The 17,332-nt window shown below is 53.8% G+C and carries 20 protein-coding genes; 2 read left to right on the top strand and 18 right to left on the bottom strand.

Annotation, left to right across the window (positions count from 1 at the left end):
- Positions 1-54 precede the first annotated feature (54 nt).
- From METMA_RS0119500 to METMA_RS0119430, 14 genes are all read right to left on the bottom strand, one after another.
- A complete protein-coding gene (locus METMA_RS0119500) occupies positions 55-372 on the bottom strand; it encodes a DUF2818 family protein (RefSeq protein ID WP_020160795.1) in 318 nt (105 codons plus the stop codon).
- Complete coding sequence (gene lysS / locus METMA_RS0119495; protein WP_020160794.1) at positions 372-1,868, bottom strand: lysine--tRNA ligase; 1,497 nt, start codon at positions 1,866-1,868, stop codon at positions 372-374. The genes METMA_RS0119500 and lysS overlap by 1 nt, the downstream gene beginning before the upstream one ends.
- 87 nt (positions 1,869-1,955) lie before the next feature.
- Positions 1,956-3,054 (bottom strand): peptide chain release factor 2 gene (prfB, locus tag METMA_RS0119490; protein ID WP_156830568.1). Its coding sequence is split into 2 segments (ribosomal slippage): positions 1,956-2,978 and positions 2,980-3,054, totalling 1,098 coding nucleotides; the frame shifts between segments, so codons are not numbered across the junction.
- 170 nt (positions 3,055-3,224) lie between these two features.
- Positions 3,225-3,545: a non-heme iron oxygenase ferredoxin subunit gene (locus tag METMA_RS0119480; protein WP_020160791.1), complete on the bottom strand. Its 321-nt coding sequence runs from the start codon at positions 3,543-3,545 to the stop codon at positions 3,225-3,227.
- A gap of 92 nt (positions 3,546-3,637) precedes the next feature.
- Positions 3,638-4,414, bottom strand: coding sequence for a class I SAM-dependent methyltransferase (locus METMA_RS0119475; protein WP_020160790.1), 777 nt, complete (start codon positions 4,412-4,414; stop codon positions 3,638-3,640).
- Positions 4,415-4,576: 162 nt separating this feature from the next.
- On the bottom strand, positions 4,577-5,029 hold the full coding sequence (sufU, locus tag METMA_RS0119470) for a Fe-S cluster assembly sulfur transfer protein SufU (protein ID WP_020160789.1): 453 nt from the start codon (positions 5,027-5,029) through the stop codon (positions 4,577-4,579).
- Positions 5,030-5,102: 73 nt separating this feature from the next.
- Complete coding sequence (locus tag METMA_RS0119465) at positions 5,103-6,326, bottom strand: cysteine desulfurase (protein WP_027147471.1); 1,224 nt, start codon at positions 6,324-6,326, stop codon at positions 5,103-5,105.
- A gap of 85 nt (positions 6,327-6,411) precedes the next feature.
- Positions 6,412-7,734 carry a Fe-S cluster assembly protein SufD gene (sufD, locus tag METMA_RS0119460; protein ID WP_020160787.1) on the bottom strand — a complete coding sequence of 441 codons (1,323 nt, stop codon included), beginning with the start codon at positions 7,732-7,734 and terminating at the stop codon, positions 6,412-6,414.
- Positions 7,734-8,525: a Fe-S cluster assembly ATPase SufC gene (gene sufC, locus METMA_RS0119455; protein ID WP_020160786.1), complete on the bottom strand. Its 792-nt coding sequence runs from the start codon at positions 8,523-8,525 to the stop codon at positions 7,734-7,736. Before sufC ends, sufD begins: the two co-directional genes overlap by 1 nt.
- 74 nt (positions 8,526-8,599) lie before the next feature.
- On the bottom strand, positions 8,600-8,812 hold the full coding sequence (locus tag METMA_RS0119450) for a type II toxin-antitoxin system HicB family antitoxin (protein ID WP_020160785.1): 213 nt from the start codon (positions 8,810-8,812) through the stop codon (positions 8,600-8,602).
- The gene (locus METMA_RS0119445; protein ID WP_020160784.1) at positions 8,802-9,062 is read right to left on the bottom strand and encodes a hypothetical protein; all 261 of its coding nucleotides are present in this window, start codon (positions 9,060-9,062) and stop codon (positions 8,802-8,804) included. Before METMA_RS0119445 ends, METMA_RS0119450 begins: the two co-directional genes overlap by 11 nt.
- Positions 9,062-10,510, bottom strand: a complete 1,449-nt coding sequence (sufB, locus tag METMA_RS0119440; protein ID WP_020160783.1) for a Fe-S cluster assembly protein SufB — start codon at positions 10,508-10,510, stop codon at positions 9,062-9,064. The genes METMA_RS0119445 and sufB overlap by 1 nt, the downstream gene beginning before the upstream one ends.
- Positions 10,511-10,523: 13 nt before the next feature.
- Positions 10,524-10,973 carry an SUF system Fe-S cluster assembly regulator gene (locus METMA_RS0119435; RefSeq protein WP_020160782.1) on the bottom strand — a complete coding sequence of 150 codons (450 nt, stop codon included), beginning with the start codon at positions 10,971-10,973 and terminating at the stop codon, positions 10,524-10,526.
- Positions 10,974-11,058: 85 nt separating this feature from the next.
- On the bottom strand, positions 11,059-13,323 hold the full coding sequence (locus METMA_RS0119430; protein ID WP_020160781.1) for a DNA internalization-related competence protein ComEC/Rec2: 2,265 nt from the start codon (positions 13,321-13,323) through the stop codon (positions 11,059-11,061).
- 53 nt (positions 13,324-13,376) lie between these two features.
- Here METMA_RS0119430 and METMA_RS0119425 point away from each other — a divergent pair, with 53 nt between their 5' ends.
- Complete coding sequence (locus METMA_RS0119425; protein WP_232216392.1) at positions 13,377-13,907, top strand: DUF2062 domain-containing protein; 531 nt, start codon at positions 13,377-13,379, stop codon at positions 13,905-13,907.
- Between the two features lie 51 nt (positions 13,908-13,958).
- Here the strand turns inward: METMA_RS0119425 and lolD are convergent, their stop codons facing one another.
- The 3 genes from lolD to fur are packed head-to-tail and all read right to left on the bottom strand — an operon-like array spanning position 13,959 to position 16,319.
- Positions 13,959-14,639: a lipoprotein-releasing ABC transporter ATP-binding protein LolD gene (gene lolD / locus METMA_RS0119420; protein WP_020160779.1), complete on the bottom strand. Its 681-nt coding sequence runs from the start codon at positions 14,637-14,639 to the stop codon at positions 13,959-13,961.
- Positions 14,632-15,879: a lipoprotein-releasing ABC transporter permease subunit gene (locus METMA_RS0119415; protein WP_020160778.1), complete on the bottom strand. Its 1,248-nt coding sequence runs from the start codon at positions 15,877-15,879 to the stop codon at positions 14,632-14,634. Before METMA_RS0119415 ends, lolD begins: the two co-directional genes overlap by 8 nt.
- 23 nt (positions 15,880-15,902) lie before the next feature.
- Positions 15,903-16,319, bottom strand: coding sequence for a ferric iron uptake transcriptional regulator (gene fur, locus METMA_RS0119410; protein ID WP_027147470.1), 417 nt, complete (start codon positions 16,317-16,319; stop codon positions 15,903-15,905).
- A 155-nt stretch (positions 16,320-16,474) separates the two neighbouring features.
- Here fur and METMA_RS0119405 point away from each other — a divergent pair, with 155 nt between their 5' ends.
- Entirely contained in the window at positions 16,475-17,014 is a 540-nt protein-coding gene (locus METMA_RS0119405) for an outer membrane protein assembly factor BamE (protein ID WP_020160776.1), read from the top strand.
- A gap of 45 nt (positions 17,015-17,059) precedes the next feature.
- Here METMA_RS0119405 and METMA_RS0119400 read toward each other — a convergent pair whose 3' ends face one another.
- A complete protein-coding gene (locus tag METMA_RS0119400) occupies positions 17,060-17,332 on the bottom strand; it encodes an RnfH family protein (protein WP_198014719.1) in 273 nt (90 codons plus the stop codon).

Genomic DNA, 17,332 nt, shown 5'->3' with positions numbered 1-17,332 from the left:
AGCTGCGATGAGTCGGCAAATTTTGAAAAAGGTATGCAATGCATGCCCTACGGGCTAATCCTGCATCTTTCTCGACAAAAGTCGCCTGAGATCGTAATGATAAATGAAGCCCGGCAAAGCAAAGACTAAAAACAGGCACAGCGTCGTGACGTAAAACTCCCAGCCCTGATCATGCCGGGTTCCGGTCAGCTTATACTCCAGCGCGACGGACAGGGCGCCTGTCAGCGCATACATCACCAGCCATTCCAGCCAGCGCAACCAGGCGCTCTTGTCCCGTTTGAAGACCAGCAGGAACCGGTCGCTAACCCACGGCAGATTGGCCGCGAAGACGGCGGCCAATATCAGCAGGCTGTAGAGCCCTGATGGTGTCATCAGGCTTTCGGTCTCATGTGCGGGAACAGCAGGACATCGCGGATGGACGGCGCGTCCGTGAACAGCATGACCAGACGGTCGATTCCGATGCCCTCGCCCGCGGTCGGCGGCATGCCGTGTTCCAGCGCGATGATATAATCGGCGTCGAAATGCATGGCCTCGTCGTCACCGGCCTCTTTTTCCTCGACCTGTTTCTGGAAGCGCGCCGCCTGATCCTCTGCGTCATTGAGCTCGGTAAAGCCGTTGGCGATCTCGCGGCCGCCGACGAAGAACTCGAAGCGGTCCGTAACATGCGGGTCGTGGTCATTGCGGCGCGCCAAGGGCGACACCTCGACCGGGTAAGCGGTGATGAACGTCGGATTCATCAGGCGATGCTCGACGGTTTTCTCGAAGATCTCGATCTGTATCTTGCCCAACCCGTAACCGTCCTTGACCGGGATTTTCAACTTTTCCGCGACCTTAACGGCCGCCTCGCGGTTATCGATATCGGCCGGCGTCAAGTCGGGATTGAAATGCAGAATCGAGTCGAACACGGTCATGCGGTCGAACGGCTTGCCGAAATCGTACTGCTCGCCTTGATAGGTGATGACCGTCTTGCCTAGCACGTTTTCGGCCAGACCGCGCAGCATCTCCTCGGTCAAATCCATCAGATCGTGGTATTCGGCATAGGCCTGATAGAACTCCAGCATGGTGAACTCGGGATTGTGCCGCGTCGACAGGCCTTCATTACGGAAGTTGCGGTTGATTTCAAACACGCGCTCGAAGCCGCCGACAACCAGACGCTTCAGATAAAGTTCCGGTGCGATACGCAGATACAGGCCCATGTCCAGCGCATTGTGATGAGTCATGAAAGGCCGCGCCGTGGCGCCGCCCGGGATGGCCTGCATCATCGGCGTTTCCACTTCCAGGAACTGTCGCTCGATCAGAAACTGGCGAATGTAGGCGACGATTTTGGAACGCATCAGGAAGGTCTGGCGCGATTCTTCGCTCATGATCAGGTCCAGATAGCGCTGACGGTATTTGACTTCCTGATCCGTAAGGCCATGGAATTTTTCCGGCAGCGGGCGCAGAGCCTTGGTCAGCAGACGGATATCATCGACCTTGACGCTGAGCTCATTGGTCTGGGTTTTGAATAGCACGCCTTCCGCGCCGACGATGTCGCCGATGTCCCACTTTTTGAACTGCTCGTTGTAAAACCCTTCCGGCAGCGCATCGCGGGTCACGTACAGCTGTATCCTGCCGGACATGTCCTGAATATGGCAGAAGCTGGCCTTGCCCATGATACGGCGCGTCATTATGCGGCCGGCGATCTTGATGCGAACAGGTTCCGCTTCGAGTTCTTCCTTTGATTTTTCACCGTATTCCGCCAGCACTTCGCCGGCAACCACGTTGCGGCGGAAGTCGGTGGGGAATGCGACGCCGTTTTCACGCAGTTCATTCAGTTTGCTGCGGCGTTGTCTGATTTGTTCCTGTTCGTCCCGTTCAATTTCTGACATGTTTATTTTGACTCTTATCGTTATAGGATGAGCGCAGACTTCGCGCCCAGCCGGTGTATTTTCTGTTTGCTATAAATTTTTGATGACTTACAGTCCGCTTTTCAGGCTGGCTTCGATAAACTGATCCAGATCGCCGTCCAGGACCGCTTGCGGATTGCCGGTCTCGACGCCGGTGCGCAGGTCCTTGATACGCGACTGGTCGAGCACGTAAGAGCGAATCTGGCTGCCCCAGCCGATATCCGATTTGGTATCTTCCAGCGCCTGCTGGGTTTCGCTGCGCTTGCGCATTTCCAGTTCATACAGTTTGGCTTTCAACTGTTTCATGGCCGTATCACGGTTTTTATGCTGCGAGCGGTCGCTCTGGCACTGCACGACGATGCCGGTGGGGTTGTGCGTGATACGCACGGCCGACTCGGTGCGGTTGACGTGCTGGCCGCCGGCGCCGCTGGCCCGGTAAACATCGACGCGCAGGTCCGCCGGATTGATGTCGATGTCGATATCGTCATCGATCTCGGGCGAAACGAATACCGACGCGAACGAGGTATGGCGGCGATTGCCCGAATCGAACGGCGATTTCCGGACCAGCCGGTGCACGCCCGTTTCAGTGCGTAGCCAGCCGAACGCATAGTCGCCTTCGAATTTGATCGTGGCGCTCTTGATGCCGGCGACATCGCCTGCCGACTCTTCGATCAGCTCGGTCTTGAAGCCCTTGCGCTCGCCCCAGCGCAAGAACATGCGTTCGATCATCGAAGCCCAATCCTGCGCCTCGGTGCCGCCGGAGCCGGCCTGAATATCCAGAAACGCATTGTTGGCGTCCATTTCGCCGGAGAACATGCGCCGGAACTCAAGGGCGGCGACTTTTTTTTCCAGCTGTTCCAGATCGTCCGCGACCGTATCGACGGTTTCCTCATCATTTTCTTCGACGGCCATGGCCAGCAGTTCTTCCGCGTCGGCCAGGCCGTGATCCAATTCGTTGATCGTATTGACGACCGCTTCCAGCTGGCCGCGTTCCTTGCCCATGGCTTGCGCCAAGTCCGGGTTATCCCAGATTTTCGGGTTTTCCAGTTCCCTTAAGACTTCGACCAGGCGCTCGCTTTTGGTTTCGAAGTCAAAGATACCCCCTAAGGGCTTCACCACGGCTTTTCAGGTCGGCTATTTTATGCTTAATCGGATTTATTTCTTGCATGGAATGTTTTTAACCAAGGCGTTCGAAACCGGAAGCTATCGACAAGCTCCGGCCAGTGAAAATTCAAATAAAAGGCGGAATTATAAACTATAACGCCGTTCCGTTCATGCAGAACTTAGCGGCTGACGTTATGCAGCTTCAGGTGAATGAATTCATTGTGATCGGCAGCATCAATCCCAGCGGTTATCCCTGACCTGCACTCTGCCGTTCTCGATGCGCACCGGAAAAGTGTCGATATCTTCATAAGCGGGCGGCGCCTTTACCTCGCCGGTCTTTACGCAAAAGCGCGCGCCATGGCGCGGACAGATGATCTCGCAGCCGTCCAGCTCGCCGCTGGCGATTTCGGCACCGTCGTGCGTACAAACATCCTCGATGGCATAGAACCGGCCCTCGATTTTGAATATGGCCACATCCGTTCCGTCGACATCGATGACGACATGCTCGCCGTCAGCCAGTGCGTTTTGATCGATTACGTTTATCCAGTCGGACATTTCTCACCTTAACTGTTTATGAAGGGCATTAAGCGGATTGATTAACCATAAAAAGGTACGCATTGCGTACCCTACGGCTGGCTACTCCTGTCCTATTTTAAATACACATCAAACCGGAGCAACTTACCCTGAAAGCTCTCGCTCGGCTTGCCGCCCAAAGGCTCGGCATAATCCGGGCTTTTCACCACGACGCGTTTTCCAGCCACCTTCATGGCCGCCTCAAAAAGCTGTTCCTTGTCCTGATCGTCGCCCAGCAGATCGCGCAGCACCACCATCGATTTTTTCGCCAGCGCCGATTTTTTGCGCTTGGGCGGAAACATCGGGTCCAGATAAATACAGTCGGGCGGCGTTTCCAGAGCCGTCAGGATTTCAATGGCGTTGCCGGTCAACAAGCGCGGCGGCTCCAGGTTCAGGCGCTGCATCCAGTCCAGTCCGACCAATCGCCTGAAACCGTCATCCAGCAACTCAGCCATGACCGGCGAGCGCTCGATGCACAACAGCTCATAGCCCATGCGGAAAATATGCAGGCTGTCCTGAGCCCACCCGGTCGTGGCATCGACAACGGTTCGGGTCTTGCGCCCGAGCGCGTGCGCCAGGGCGTCCTGTTTCGGCGCCGGCCACGAGCGCTGTTCGCCGTTGCGCGGTTCAATCTCGACGAACATGCCGCCTTTTTTGAACAATTCCCTGTCGAGCAGTTTCAGTATGCCGTCGCGCCAGGCCAGCAGGAAGGCTTCGGGAATCTCTTTCGGAAGCCCCTGATAAAGCGGCACGCCCAGCCGCGCGGCCAGTTGCTGAAACGGCAGCGGATCGCCATGGCCTTCATAAAGAACGGCAAGCTGACCGACATAGGGCTGGTTGATTATATTCATGCCTTGCAAGGAACTGGTAGAGAGCACTTGGCCGGAAGGCGTATCCTCGCTACATCCCAAAGCTGTAGGGTCGAATCAATTCGACCCTGGAACGCAACGGTCAGCCGACCGGTTGCACCCGAGGGTTGTCATGTGGCCAGGCCAGACGCTTCACATCCTGGCTTATTCCGTGGAAATCGATTTTTGCTCGTTCTTCAGCGCCGCATCGAGCGTATGCCAGGCCAGCGTCGCGCACTTTACCCGCGCCGGGTATTCGCGCACGCCGGCCAGCACGGCCAGCTTGCCGACCGCGGCCAGACTGGCCTGCTCGCCCTTGCCGGTGGTCATCTCATGGAACTGCTTGAACAACTCCTCGGCTTCCTGCTCGGTTTTGCCCTTGATGATTTCGGTCATCAGCGACACCGAAGCCGTGGAGATGGCGCATCCCGAGCCCTGGAAACTGGCGTCCACGATCACATCGCCGTCCATTCTCAGGAACAAGGTCAGGCGATCGCCGCACAGCGGGTTAAAGCCTTCCACCTGCCGGTCCGCATTTTCAATGACACGGAAATTGCGCGGGTTTCTGTTGTGGTCAAAAATAACCTCTTGATAGAGGTCGCGTAAATCATCAAACATAGGTGTTCTCAGTTAAATTCGGTATATCAATCGGAATAAAGCGCTTCTGAACTAACGAGGGCGCGAACAAGCTTCAGCCAAATACCTCGATCAGGGATTTTATCCCCTGCATCAAGACATCGATTTCTTCTTTGGTATTGTACATGGCAAATGAGGCTCTTGCCGTGGCTGGAACCTCGAAGAAATCCATCACCGGCATGGCGCAATGGTGCCCGGCCCTGACCGCGATGCCCAGACTGTCCAGCATGGTGCCGATATCGTGCGGGTGGATTCTGTCGAGCACAAAAGACAGGATCGCGCCTTTGTGTTCGGCCTCGCCGATAATGCGCAACCCCTTGATCTGCCTGGCCTGTTCAGTGGCATAATCCAACAGCTCGGCCTCGTAAGCGGCAATGGCATCCATGCCGACCTCATTCAGATAGTCGATGGCGGCGCCGAGACCGATCACATCGGCAATGCTGGGCGTTCCGGCTTCGAACTTGTACGGCAACACATTGTATTCGGTTTCTTCAAAGGTGACCTTGCGGATCATGTCGCCGCCGCCCTGGTACGGCGGCATGGCTTCCAGCAGCGCCTGTTTGCCGTACAGCACACCAATGCCGGACGGGCCGTACAGTTTATGACCCGAGAAAACGTAAAAGTCGCAATCGAGTTCCTGCACGTCCACCGGCATGTGCGGAATGGCCTGCGCGCCGTCCAGCAATACCGGAATGCCCCTGCCGTGCGCCGCGGCAATGATCTTCTTGACCGGATTGACCGTGCCCAGGGCATTGGACATGTGCACGATGGAAACCAGCTTGGTTTTTTCGTTCAGCAGTTTCTCAAAGCCGTCATAGATCAACTCGCCTTTATGATTGATCGGCGCGACTTTCAATACCGCGCCGGTCTGCTGGCACAGCATTTGCCAGGGTACGATATTGGAGTGATGCTCCATGCCGCTGATCACGATTTCGTCGCCGGCCTTGATATGGGTCCGGCCAAAGGTCTGGGCGACCAGGTTGATGGCTTCGGTCGTGCCTTTGACAAAAATAATCTCTTTGTCGCTGGCCGCATTGATAAATTCCTTGACCTTGATGCGCGCCGCTTCGAACTGATCGGTGGAACGCACGCTCAAGGTGTGCACGCCGCGGTGCACATTGGCGTAATCGTGGCGATACAGATGCGAGATGCTGTCGATCACCCTATTGGGCTTCTGGCATGTAGCGGCATTGTCCAGGTAAACCAAGGGCTTGTTGCGGACTTTCTGCTCCAGGATAGGAAAATCGGCCCGAATTTTTGCTACAGGGAAATTGGTCATAATATTAATGTTTCGAAAATTTACGCGTCGCTTAATCAGCAATGCCACATATTTAACTTAATCAACTGAATGCTGCTGTCTCTGCTTACAGCCATTCTTTCTTAACGCCTTCCTGAGGGAAGCGCGCCAATAACTGTTCCAGCAATCTATCGTGCAGGTCTTTGATTTTGACCTTATCGACCATCTCGTTGGCAAACGCGAAAGTCAGCATGTTACGGGCCGTCTCTTCGTCGACGCAGCGTGATTGCAGATAAAAAATCGATTTTTCATCGAGCTGGCCTACCGTCACGCCATGGCCGCACTTGACATCATCGGCATAGATTTCCAGCTGCGGCTTGGTGTCGATTTCGGCATCATCGGACAGCAGCAGATTACGGTTATTCATTTCAGAATCGGTATTCTGAGCATCCTGCGCTACAATCACGCGCCCCTGGAACACGCCGCGCGCCCTGTCATCGAGCACGCCTTTATAAACTTCGCGACTACTGCCGCGCGGCTCCAGATGATTGATGCGCGTATGGTTATCGATGTGCTGGCGTTTGCCGCCCACGAACAAGCCATTCAGCTCACATTCGGACGCATGGTCGAGATCGGCATGGATATCGTTGCGCGCCAACAAGCTGCCAAAAGCAAAGTTATGGTGCCTGAAACGGGCATCACGCGCCTGCTTAACGTAGATGCCGCCGAAATGGTAGGCTTTATCGGACTCGCTTTGCTGTTTATACAAGGTCAGATCCGCGTTAGGCCCGACGAACACTTCAGTGACGGCCGCCGACAGATAAGCCTGGCCCAGGCCGACGAACGTTTCTATCACTTGCGCTTCGGCCATGTCATCGATAATGACGACATGGCGTGTTGCCGCCAGCGTCTCGGCCTGCGTGACGACATGCAGCAACTGCACCGGCTTCGCCAATGCCTGTCCGGCCGGCACATGCACAAACAGCCCATCGGTAAACCAGGCGGTATTGAAGGCGATGAAACTGTTGTCTTCGCCCGCCACGGCACGGCCCAGATACCGCTCCAGCAGTGCAGATTGCGCACTCAGCGCCTCGGCCATGCTCATCAACGAAACCGATTCCGGCAGACCGTCCAGCACTGACAATGCAGCCGAGAAATGCCCGTCAACCAGCACGATCGACCAGGCGTCTTCCAGCTGATGCTGTCTCAGCCAGTCCGCGTCAACCGTACCCGCCGTTAAACCGGCAACCGGTTTGAATAGCTTTTTCTCGATCGCGGACACGTTCGTATAGCGCCAGTCCTCTTCGCGCAGCGAGGGGAAACCATGCACTGAAAAACTGGCCAACGCCTCGCTTCTTAACTGTTGCAGCCAGGTCAACGACTGACCCGGCAAGGCTGGCGCTATGCTTTGATATTCAGCCGTATAACGGCTTGCTGTTGCCGTAGTCATTACGCAGCTCCGCCAGCAACCGCTCCCTGCGTTGCTTTATCTCCGGCATCCATGCGGTCGACCCAACTGTAACCTTTCTCTTCCAGCTCCAATGCCAGCTCGGGACCGCCGGATTTGACGATTTGCCCGTGCGCCAGTACATGCACGAAGTCCGGTTTGATGTAACTCAGTAAACGCTGATAATGCGTCACCATGACAAACGAGCGGTCCGGCGAACGCAAGGAGTTGACGCCGTCTGCGACGATTCTCAGCGCGTCGATGTCCAGACCCGAATCGGTTTCATCGAGGATGCACAATTTAGGCTCCAGTATCGCCATCTGCAGGATCTCGTTGCGTTTCTTTTCACCGCCCGAGAAGCCTTCGTTGACGGCGCGGTACAGAAACCGTTCGTCCATTTCCAGCAGGCGCACCTTGTCCTTGACCAGGGTCAGAAAATCCATCGCGTCGACTTCCGGCTGGCCGTGATGCTTGCGGATGGCGTTCAGCGCCGCTTTCAGCAAGTAAATATTGCTGACGCCGGGAATTTCGACCGGATATTGGAAAGCCAGAAACACACCTTCGCGCGCGCGGATTTCTGGCGCCATGTCCACCAGATTCTTGTTCTGATACGTGATGGAGCCTTCCGTCACGGTGTAGCCGCTCTTGCCTGACAATACATGCGATAACGTGCTTTTGCCGGAGCCGTTCGGCCCCATGATGGCATGAATCTCGCCGGCATTGACTTGCAGATTGATGCCTTTAAGAATGGGCTTGTCGCCTACGTTGACGTGAAGATTTTCTATGCTGAGCATATTTGTTTTACCTAACTATAAAAATTATTTGAATGGTTTACGCCAAAGCTATGCAAATCATTGATTCGCGCTGATTACGCATACAATAAGCGCCCTTTCGGTTCCGGAATAGAACGCCCTAACTCCCTGGCCGTTTCTATCCATTCATTGATCACTTGTTCAGCATTCCGGACGGCCTCTTGGTAACTATTGCCGTCCGCCATACAGCCCGGCAATTCAGGAACCTCAACAAGATAAGACTGATCTTGCTCACTCCAGTAGATAATCATTTCGTACTTACTGGTCATATTCCAATCCCAAATGATAATTCACAATAATTTGCCTCACTTGTTTGACCTGATAGGCTTTCGCCATTGCGCCTCTAGGTTGTAAATTCAGAATTTCAGCAATACCGTCACGAGTAAATATATGATGATCGCCGTGTATCCTGACATCAAACTGTAACCGTTGCAGCAACTGCGTAAGTTCCAAAAACGAGATATTATTATCGGAACGTCCGTTTAATATCCTGGTGAGTAATTTATCGTATTTACCCACTAGCCAACCGAGCCTTCCAGACTCAACCCCAGCAAAGCTTGCGCCTCAACCGCAAACTCCATCGGCAGTTCCTTGAACACTTCCTTACAAAAACCGTTCACGATCATGGACACGGCGTCTTCCGCCGATAGGCCGCGCTGCTGACAGAAGAACAGCTGATCTTCGCTGATCTTGGACGTCGTCGCTTCATGCTCGACCTGCGCCGAAGGCTGTTTGACCTCGACATACGGGAACGTATGCGCGCCGCATTTATCGCCGATCAGCAAGGAGTCGCACTGGGTGTAGTTGCGCGCGTTCTCGGCGCTTTTCAACACCTTGACCAGGCCGCGATAGGTATTCTGCGCGCGGCCTGCCGAAATGCCCTTCGAAACAATCGTGCTGCGGGTGTTTTTGCCGATATGGATCATCTTGGTGCCGGTATCGGCCTGCTGGAAATTATTGGTCAGCGCCACCGAGTAAAACTCGCCGACGGAATTGTCGCCGCTCAGAATGCAGCTCGGGTATTTCCAGGTGATCGCCGAACCGGTCTCCACCTGCGTCCAGGACACTTTGGCATTTTCGCCGCGGCAGTCGGCCCGCTTGGTGACGAAATTGTAGATGCCGCCTTTGCCTTCCTTGTCGCCCGGATACCAGTTCTGCACGGTGGAATATTTAATCGTCGCGTCCTTCAAGGCGACCAGCTCGACCACGGCCGCATGCAGCTGGTTTTCGTCGCGCATGGGCGCCGTACAGCCTTCCAGATAGCTGACATGGCTGCCTTCGTCGGCAATGATCAGCGTTCTTTCAAACTGCCCGGTATTGGCGGCATTGATGCGGAAATAGGTCGACAATTCCATCGGGCAGCGCACGCCTTTCGGAATGTAGACGAATGAGCCGTCGGTAAACACGGCCGCATTGAGCGCGGCAAAGAAATTGTCGGTATGCGGCACGACCGAGCCCAGATATTGCTGGACCAGTTCCGGATAGTCGCGCAAGGCTTCTGAAATCGGACAAAAAATAATACCGGCCTCTTTCAGCTTGCCCTTAAACGTCGTCGCCACCGATACGCTGTCAAACACCGCATCGACCGCCACACCGGCCAGCCGTTCCTGTTCGTCCAGCGGAATGCCCAGCTTTTTGTAGGCTTCCAGCACTTGCGGATCGACTTCGTCCAGGCTTTTCGGACCGTCTTCCTTGCGTTTGGGCGCCGAATAGTAGCTGATCGACTGATAGTCAACCGGCTCAAACTTGACGAACGCCCAGGTCGGCGACTGCATGGTCTGCCAGTGGCGAAACGCTTTCAGCCGATATTCGAGCATAAACTCGGGCTCGTTCTTGACCTTGGACAGCTTGTGAATAACATCTTCATTCAATCCGGGCGGAAACGTGGTGGCTTCCAGTTCGGTCACAAAGCCCTGCTTGTATTCACGACTGATCAGGTTCTCGATTTCTTTCGCACTTGTTGACATAAACAACTCTAATTTAACGATATAAACTGGCAACCGGAATAAAAACCTCTTCCGGCACGACGGCAGGTCTGATCATATCCGCCAGAGTCACGGACTCCAGGGCGTTATGAATCGTCCGGTTAATCAAGCTCCAATTACCGCGAATATCGCAGCCCGAAGCCTGTTCACAGCCCTGATGGGAAATACTGCATTCGGTCAGCGCAATCGGCCCTTCCAAAGCGCTGATAACCGTCGCCACACTGATTTTCTCAGGCACCCGGGCTAATGCATAACCGCCCTTGGCGCCGCGCGTGGATATCAGCACCCCCGCTTTCACCAGCGACTTCAGGATTTTGCTGACCGTAGGCAAAGCGATTCCTGTGGCTGCCGCTATTTCCATAGCCGCATGCACATGCGTTTCATCCTTCGCCATAAAACTCAGAATGACCGTTGCATAATCAGTTAATTTGCTCAACCGTAACATACCTACCTCTTTAATTGAGGACCATTTTAGTCCTATTTAATTCCGTAGTAAAGAACTTGGTTATTACTAAAACGAAAATCTTGCATCAGCGACTGTTCCAATATCGGCTTTCGCGCCCCCGCATGGTTTGCACGGCCAGCGAATCGGTTTCGGCATCGACAAAAATCGCGCCTTGCTCGGCAATATTCAGCCATTGCGCATTGACAGCCTGATAGCGCTGCAACACGGACTGATGAGGAAATCCAAACTGATTGCGGTAGCCGGCCGGAATCAGCACATAATCAGGCTGAACGTTTTGCAGAAACGGCCGGGTCGATGAAGTTTTGCTGCCATGATGAGGCGCAATCAGCACATCCGCCTTCAGTTGCCCGCCATAAGCCTCGACCAGCCAGGTTTCGGCCGAAGCCTCTATATCGCCGACCAATAACACAACCCCTTTTTCAGACTGAATTTTTAACACACAGGAATTGTCGTTTTCCGAAACAAAACCCGACGGGGCTGGCGACAACATTGTGAACATCACGCCATCCCAACGCCATGACTGCCCTGCCATGCAAGCGACCGGCGCATGACTGCTCAGCTGTTGCGGCACGCTGGTAAGCACCTGCCCGGTCTCGATGCCTTTCATCAATGATTCAGCGCCGCCGATATGGTCGTTGTCGCCATGACTGATGATCAGACTGTCAATCTTGTCGATGCCCTGCTTACGCAAAAAAGGCAGCACCACGCTACGGCCCATATCGCTTTGCTGGGAAAATTTCGCGCCAGTGTCGTACACAAGCACATGACCGGATGTTTGCACGACCGCCGACAAGCCTTGGCCGACGTCCAGCAAGGTCATCCTGAAGCCGCCCGGCTCAGGCCGGTTCGGTTCCGTAAAGGCCAGCGGCAAAAACATCACCAGCCCCAGCCAGCGAGCCGGCATGCCGACAGGTGCCAGCATGATCAAGATGCCCGGTATGGCGAAACATAATGCCCAGCCCGGAGGCTGCGCATGATTTATCACGGATAACGGCGTGTCCGCCAGCGCACTCAATAGCCACCACAACCCCTGCAGCACGACATCGACGAGAACAAACAGATTCCCGGCCAGGGCCGGCGAGATCCACATCACCAGCACCGACAGCAATGATAACGGCACAACCAGAAAACTGACAACAGGCACCGCAATAAGATTAGCCAGCGGAGCAATCAATGAAACTTGCTGGAAAAAGAACAGCAACAATGGCGACAAAGCTATGGTCGTGGCCCAATTGATCTTCAGGGTTCCTTCAAGATAGCCGGGCTTGCCAAAGCGTCCGGCAACGGCATAAACAATCACCGCCACCGCCAGAAAAGAAAGCCAGAATCCTGCCGACAGGACCGCCAAAGGGTCCAGTAACAGCACCGCGAACATGGCAGTAGCCAAGGTATGAAAGGAACGGGTATTACGCTGCAGAATAATGGCGACCATGACAACAGCCAGCATAATGACCGAGCGTTGCGTCGGAATGGAAAAACCGGCCAATGCCGAATACAGGATGGCGACGGCTAACGCCGATAATGCAGCAACTTTTTGAGGAGACCAGGTCAACAGCCCTGTCCATGCCCACAATCTGAGTACGGCAAAATAGACCAGTCCGGCGACCAATCCGATATGCGCCCCGGAAATCACCATCAGGTGAAGCGTGCCGGTTTTACGAAAAACCTCCCATTGTTCCTGACGGATTTCATTGCCGTCACCAATCGTAATTGCTTTTACAAGCGGAAGGCTCTTGCCATCGCCCAGCAATTGCGACAACTGATCGGCTATACGCTGCCGCCCCGCCGAAATACTGTACCAGGCCGGATCATCCGACAGCATGACAGGCGCCGGATGATTGCGCACATAGCCTGTCGCCCCGATACCTTCCGTGAACAGCCAGCGTTCATAGTCGAATCCGCCGGGATTCATATTACCGTGCGGCCGCTTCAATTTGACGGTAACCGACCACTGCTGACCCGCCCTGACCTCATGCTTGGGATAATACCAGCTTAACCGTATTTTCGAAGGCAGGCCTCCACCGGATTCAGAAACAACCAAATCAAAGCGTACACGCTTTTCGTCCTGTTCCGGCAAACCGACCACAACGCCTTTGACTGGGATATTGATCCCTTCCAGCGACTCGGGCAGCCTGTCCGTCAGTCTGTTCATTGCGAACAGGATCGCCCACAACGCGCCCAATAGAAAAAACAACACCCGCCATAACCGCAACCCGGCCACCAAACCGGCAATGAGGCCGCCCGCCATCAGCCATTCGCCGGCAGGCAATGCCGGCAACTGCTGAGCCAGCAGAGCTCCAGCTAAAAATAACAGTGTAAAAACCAGCATTCGACTTCCGGTATTTTGAGGTCAACAAAAACCTGATAGACTTAGGTGATTAAGTGACTTTTGATATAACCACAATGCCTAAAAAACTGATACAAAAATACCTGCCCAAATCTGAAGCGATTAAAAACCACAAGAATCTTCAGTTTCTCGGCGACAAACTGCATGACCCCAATCTCTGGCATTTAAATCGCCGATCAGTCTCCATGGCCGCCGCCGTAGGTCTTTTTGTAGCCTGGATTCCAACACCTGGACAAATGGCGATTGCAGCCGTGCTGGCGCTGTATCTCAGATCCAACCTGCCTATTTCCGTCGCCCTGGTCTGGATAACCAACCCTCTGACCATGCCCCCGATGTTTTATTTTGCCTATTTGGTTGGGCTTCGGGCGCTAAATCAGCCTTTACCCAGCGAAGGCTTTGAGTTTTCGATGGATAGCGTCATGTCGGGGCTCAGTCAGGCCTGGGAACCTTTTCTTCTGGGCTGCCTGATGATCGGCATTATTACTTCCGTCGTCGGCTATTTCGGCGTCAAGGAATTATGGCGCCATCATGTCGCCAAGAAATGGGCCGCAAGAAAGGCAAGATAAAACGCGAGCGCCAGGGTTAAACAGCATGCGCTGTTTAACCCTGGCGGGGACTCACCCGACAATCACTCCGTCTTCCATATGCAGCACCTTGCCCATCCTTGACGCTAGATCATGATCGTGCGTCACCACCAGAAAACTGACATTCAGCTCCTGATTCAGCTCCAGCATTAACTGGTAAACCTGGTCAGCCGTTTTACTGTCCAGGTTACCGGTCGGCTCGTCGGCCAAAACGCATTTGGGATTATTGATCAGCGCCCTGGCTATGGCCGCGCGCTGCCTTTCTCCGCCTGACAACTCGCCCGGCTTGTGTTCGATACGATGTCCCAGCCCCACCCGCTGCAATAAATCTATGGCACGGATACGCGCCTGTTTTACCGAAAGGCCGGCAATCAGCAATGGCATCGCCGTATTCTCCAACACGGTAAATTCACCCAGTAAATGATGCGATTGATAGATAAAGCCCAGGGAACTGTTTCTTAACCTGGCCAGTCTCGTTGCGCTGACTTTATTCAAATTGACATTATCCAGCACCACTTCTCCGCCGCTGGATTTTTCCAGTCCGCCCAGCAAATGCAGCAACGTGCTTTTGCCCGACCCCGAGGCGCCCATAATGGCGACGCGCTCGCCGATCCCGATCGTTAAATTAACGCCCTTGAGGACCTCAACGTCCAGCCCGCCCTGATTATAACGCTTGGTTAATTGCCGGCATTCCAGAATGCTAGATTTATTCATATCTCAGAACTTCCGCTGGATTTACTTTGGACGCCTGCCAGGCAGGATAAATTGTCGCGGCCAGCGACAGAAAGAAGGCCATGCCCGCGATCGCATAAACATCCGACCATACGAGCTTGGAAGGCAGTTGACTGATGTAGTAGACATCGGCCGCCATGAACTGAACCTGAAATAATTTCTCAATCGCCGGCACGATGGTTTCGACATTTAACGCCAGCACGATGCCGCCCATGGTACCCAGAAGCGTACCTACAGCGCCAATGACAGTGCCTAACACCATAAAAATACCCATGACCGAACGTGCCGTCAGTCCCTGGGTTTTCAGGATAGCGATATCGCCGCGCTTGTCCGTGACCACCATGACTAGCGTCGAAACGATATTAAAGGCCGCCACGGCCACTATCAGCAGCAGGATAATGAACATGACCCGTTTTTCAGTCTGAATCGCGCGGAAGAAGTTGCTGTGCGCCAGCGTCCAGTCACTGACCCGGTATTCATGAGAAAAATCGGCCGCCATGGCATGCGTGATCCGCGGCGCATTAAACAGATCATCCAACTTGATCCTGAGCCCCGAAACGGCGTCCCCCAATCGGAATAATTTAGCCGCATCATCGATATGAATGATGGCCATATTACGATCATATTCATACATGCCGACCTGGAAAATACCGATCACGGTAAAACGCCGCATCCGGGGCATGATACCGGCGGGTGTCGAATTGACCTGCGGACTGATGACAGTGACCTTGTCGCCGACGATAACGCCCAGGTGACCCGCCAGCTCCGCGCCCAGGACAATGCCGAATTCACCGGGAACCAACTGGGACAGTCGCCCTACCTGCATTTTGTTAACGACATCCGAAACAGAGGACTCGTATTCAGGCAGAATTCCGCTCAGCAAGGTACCGCTGACGCGTCTGCCGGCATTAATCATGACCTGTCCGTCGATGAAAGGAGCAGCCGCCTCTACATGCGGATAGTCTTTGACGCGCGGATGCAACTCCCGCCAATTATTCAACTGGCCCTGGTTGCCGGTAATCGTGGCATGCGATGTCATGCCGAGAATCCGCTCGCGCAACTCGGCTTCAAAACCGTTCATGACCGACAGGACCGTAATCAGCGCCGTGACCCCCAGGGCTATCCCCAGAACCGAAGTTAAAGTAATGAAAGAAATGAACTGCGTACGGCGTTTAGCTCGCGTATAACGCAAGCCAATATAAAAAATAAGAGGCTTAAACATGAAGTCAGTAAGTTAGGGGGGAATCAGGATTTTCTGCAGGCAGAACAATAGCCATATAAATAAAGGCTGTGATCGGTTAACTCATAACCGAGTTTTTCCGCGATTTCTCGCTGCCGCGCTTCAATGAGCTCATCGGTGAATTCATCCACTTTGCCGCATTTCATGCAGAGAATGTGATCATGGTGATCACCTTTAGCCAGTTCAAAAACAGAGTTCCCTCCCTCAAAGTGATGCCGCGTTACCAGTCCCGCTGCTTCAAATTGGGTCAGAACCCGATAAACCGTGGCCAAACCGATATCCTCATCCTCGCTCAACAGGATTTTATAAACCTTTTCAGCCGTTAAATGATGCTCATCAATCTGGTTTTCTAAAATTTGCAGAATCTTGACCCGAGGCAACGTGACCTTCAGTCCTGCATTCTTTAAATCTTGCGTTTCCAACATAAATCTCCGCTTTTGCCGATTAACTGTCGGCTATCTATAGGGTATCGCACATTGTAGCTTTTTTTTAGCATGAAGCGCATGACTGTTTAATAGGATAATCGCTTAACATCGGGTATGATTTTATCTTTTTTCAAACTATTCCGTCGCCTCAAATGGGAAAGCCGCTTTTTTCTTTGACTTTGCTGGCAAGCCTGACGCTTGCCTCATGCTCCACCATTCTCAATAATTTACCCGGCGTCTACAGCATAGACATTCAGCAAGGCAACATGATCGATCAGTCCATGATCGATCAGATCCGCCCCAACATGAACAAGCGCCAGGTGCTGTATATCATGGGCTCCCCCATGCTGACGGATGCTTTTCACCCAAACCGCTGGGACTACCTTTACTCCAATCAACCCGGCGGCGAACCCAGAATGCAGAAAAAAGTCTCGCTGTTCTTCGACGGTGATCGAGTCATCGGCATTCAAGGCGATTTTAAACCCAGCGCCTTGCCCGTGATCAAAGAATCGGAAGAAACAACGGTGGATTTGCCGCCGCGGGATCTCGAAAAAACCATGTGGGAAAAAATCACCAACCTGTTCGGCATCGATGACATTGATCGTTCGACTGAATCCGATCGCTTGACGGAACCTGGCCCGGCAACTTCGGAACCCACGATAAACTATCCCGACGACTCGATGCCTCGCTGAATTAAGTCCGCCCTGCATCTCCCCACACTAATGGCGCTGCAAATTTTAACCTCTTGCCGCCCTTCGCCGCCTCGCATCCTTGGGATCAATCAGCAAAGGCCGATAAATTTCTATTCTATCGGCCTGCTTTAACACCTGATCCATCCCGCAGACGTTGCCAAAAATACCGACTTTGTTGCTCCCGGACAGATCAATTTCCGGAAACCGGGCCAACACTCCGGAAGCTTTTATCGCCTGCTCGACGGACGAGCATTCAGGCAGTTTAAGCACCAAAATCACTTGCTCTTCCGGCTTGGCATAGGCAACTTCGATATCAAT

Source organism: Methylobacter marinus A45 (assembly GCF_000383855.1).
Classification (GTDB): domain Bacteria; phylum Pseudomonadota; class Gammaproteobacteria; order Methylococcales; family Methylomonadaceae; genus Methylobacter; species Methylobacter marinus.
This window is presented reverse-complemented; position numbering and strand designations above follow the sequence as displayed.

Excerpts from the sequence above, each read along its gene's own strand:
- METMA_RS0119500 (WP_020160795.1), bottom strand. The coding sequence starts at position 372 with ATGACACCATCAGGGCTCTACAGCCTGCTGATATTGGCCGCCGTCTTC.
- sufB (WP_020160783.1), bottom strand. The coding sequence starts at position 10,510 with ATGTCAACAAGTGCGAAAGAAATCGAGAACCTGATCAGTCGTGAATAC.
- sufC (WP_020160786.1), bottom strand. The coding sequence starts at position 8,525 with ATGCTCAGCATAGAAAATCTTCACGTCAACGTAGGCGACAAGCCCATT.
- METMA_RS0119430 (WP_020160781.1), bottom strand. The coding sequence starts at position 13,323 with ATGCTGGTTTTTACACTGTTATTTTTAGCTGGAGCTCTGCTGGCTCAG.
- METMA_RS0119475 (WP_020160790.1), bottom strand. The coding sequence starts at position 4,414 with ATGAATATAATCAACCAGCCCTATGTCGGTCAGCTTGCCGTTCTTTAT.
- METMA_RS0119405 (WP_020160776.1), top strand. The coding sequence starts at position 16,475 with ATGGGAAAGCCGCTTTTTTCTTTGACTTTGCTGGCAAGCCTGACGCTT.
- sufD (WP_020160787.1), bottom strand. The coding sequence starts at position 7,734 with ATGACTACGGCAACAGCAAGCCGTTATACGGCTGAATATCAAAGCATA.
- METMA_RS0119435 (WP_020160782.1), bottom strand. The coding sequence starts at position 10,973 with ATGTTACGGTTGAGCAAATTAACTGATTATGCAACGGTCATTCTGAGT.
- lysS (WP_020160794.1), bottom strand. The coding sequence starts at position 1,868 with ATGTCAGAAATTGAACGGGACGAACAGGAACAAATCAGACAACGCCGC.
- METMA_RS0119480 (WP_020160791.1), bottom strand. The coding sequence starts at position 3,545 with ATGTCCGACTGGATAAACGTAATCGATCAAAACGCACTGGCTGACGGC.
- METMA_RS0119450 (WP_020160785.1), bottom strand. The coding sequence starts at position 8,812 with ATGACCAGTAAGTACGAAATGATTATCTACTGGAGTGAGCAAGATCAG.
- METMA_RS0119415 (WP_020160778.1), bottom strand. The coding sequence starts at position 15,879 with ATGTTTAAGCCTCTTATTTTTTATATTGGCTTGCGTTATACGCGAGCT.
- sufU (WP_020160789.1), bottom strand. The coding sequence starts at position 5,029 with ATGTTTGATGATTTACGCGACCTCTATCAAGAGGTTATTTTTGACCAC.
- METMA_RS0119465 (WP_027147471.1), bottom strand. The coding sequence starts at position 6,326 with ATGACCAATTTCCCTGTAGCAAAAATTCGGGCCGATTTTCCTATCCTG.
- lolD (WP_020160779.1), bottom strand. The coding sequence starts at position 14,639 with ATGAATAAATCTAGCATTCTGGAATGCCGGCAATTAACCAAGCGTTAT.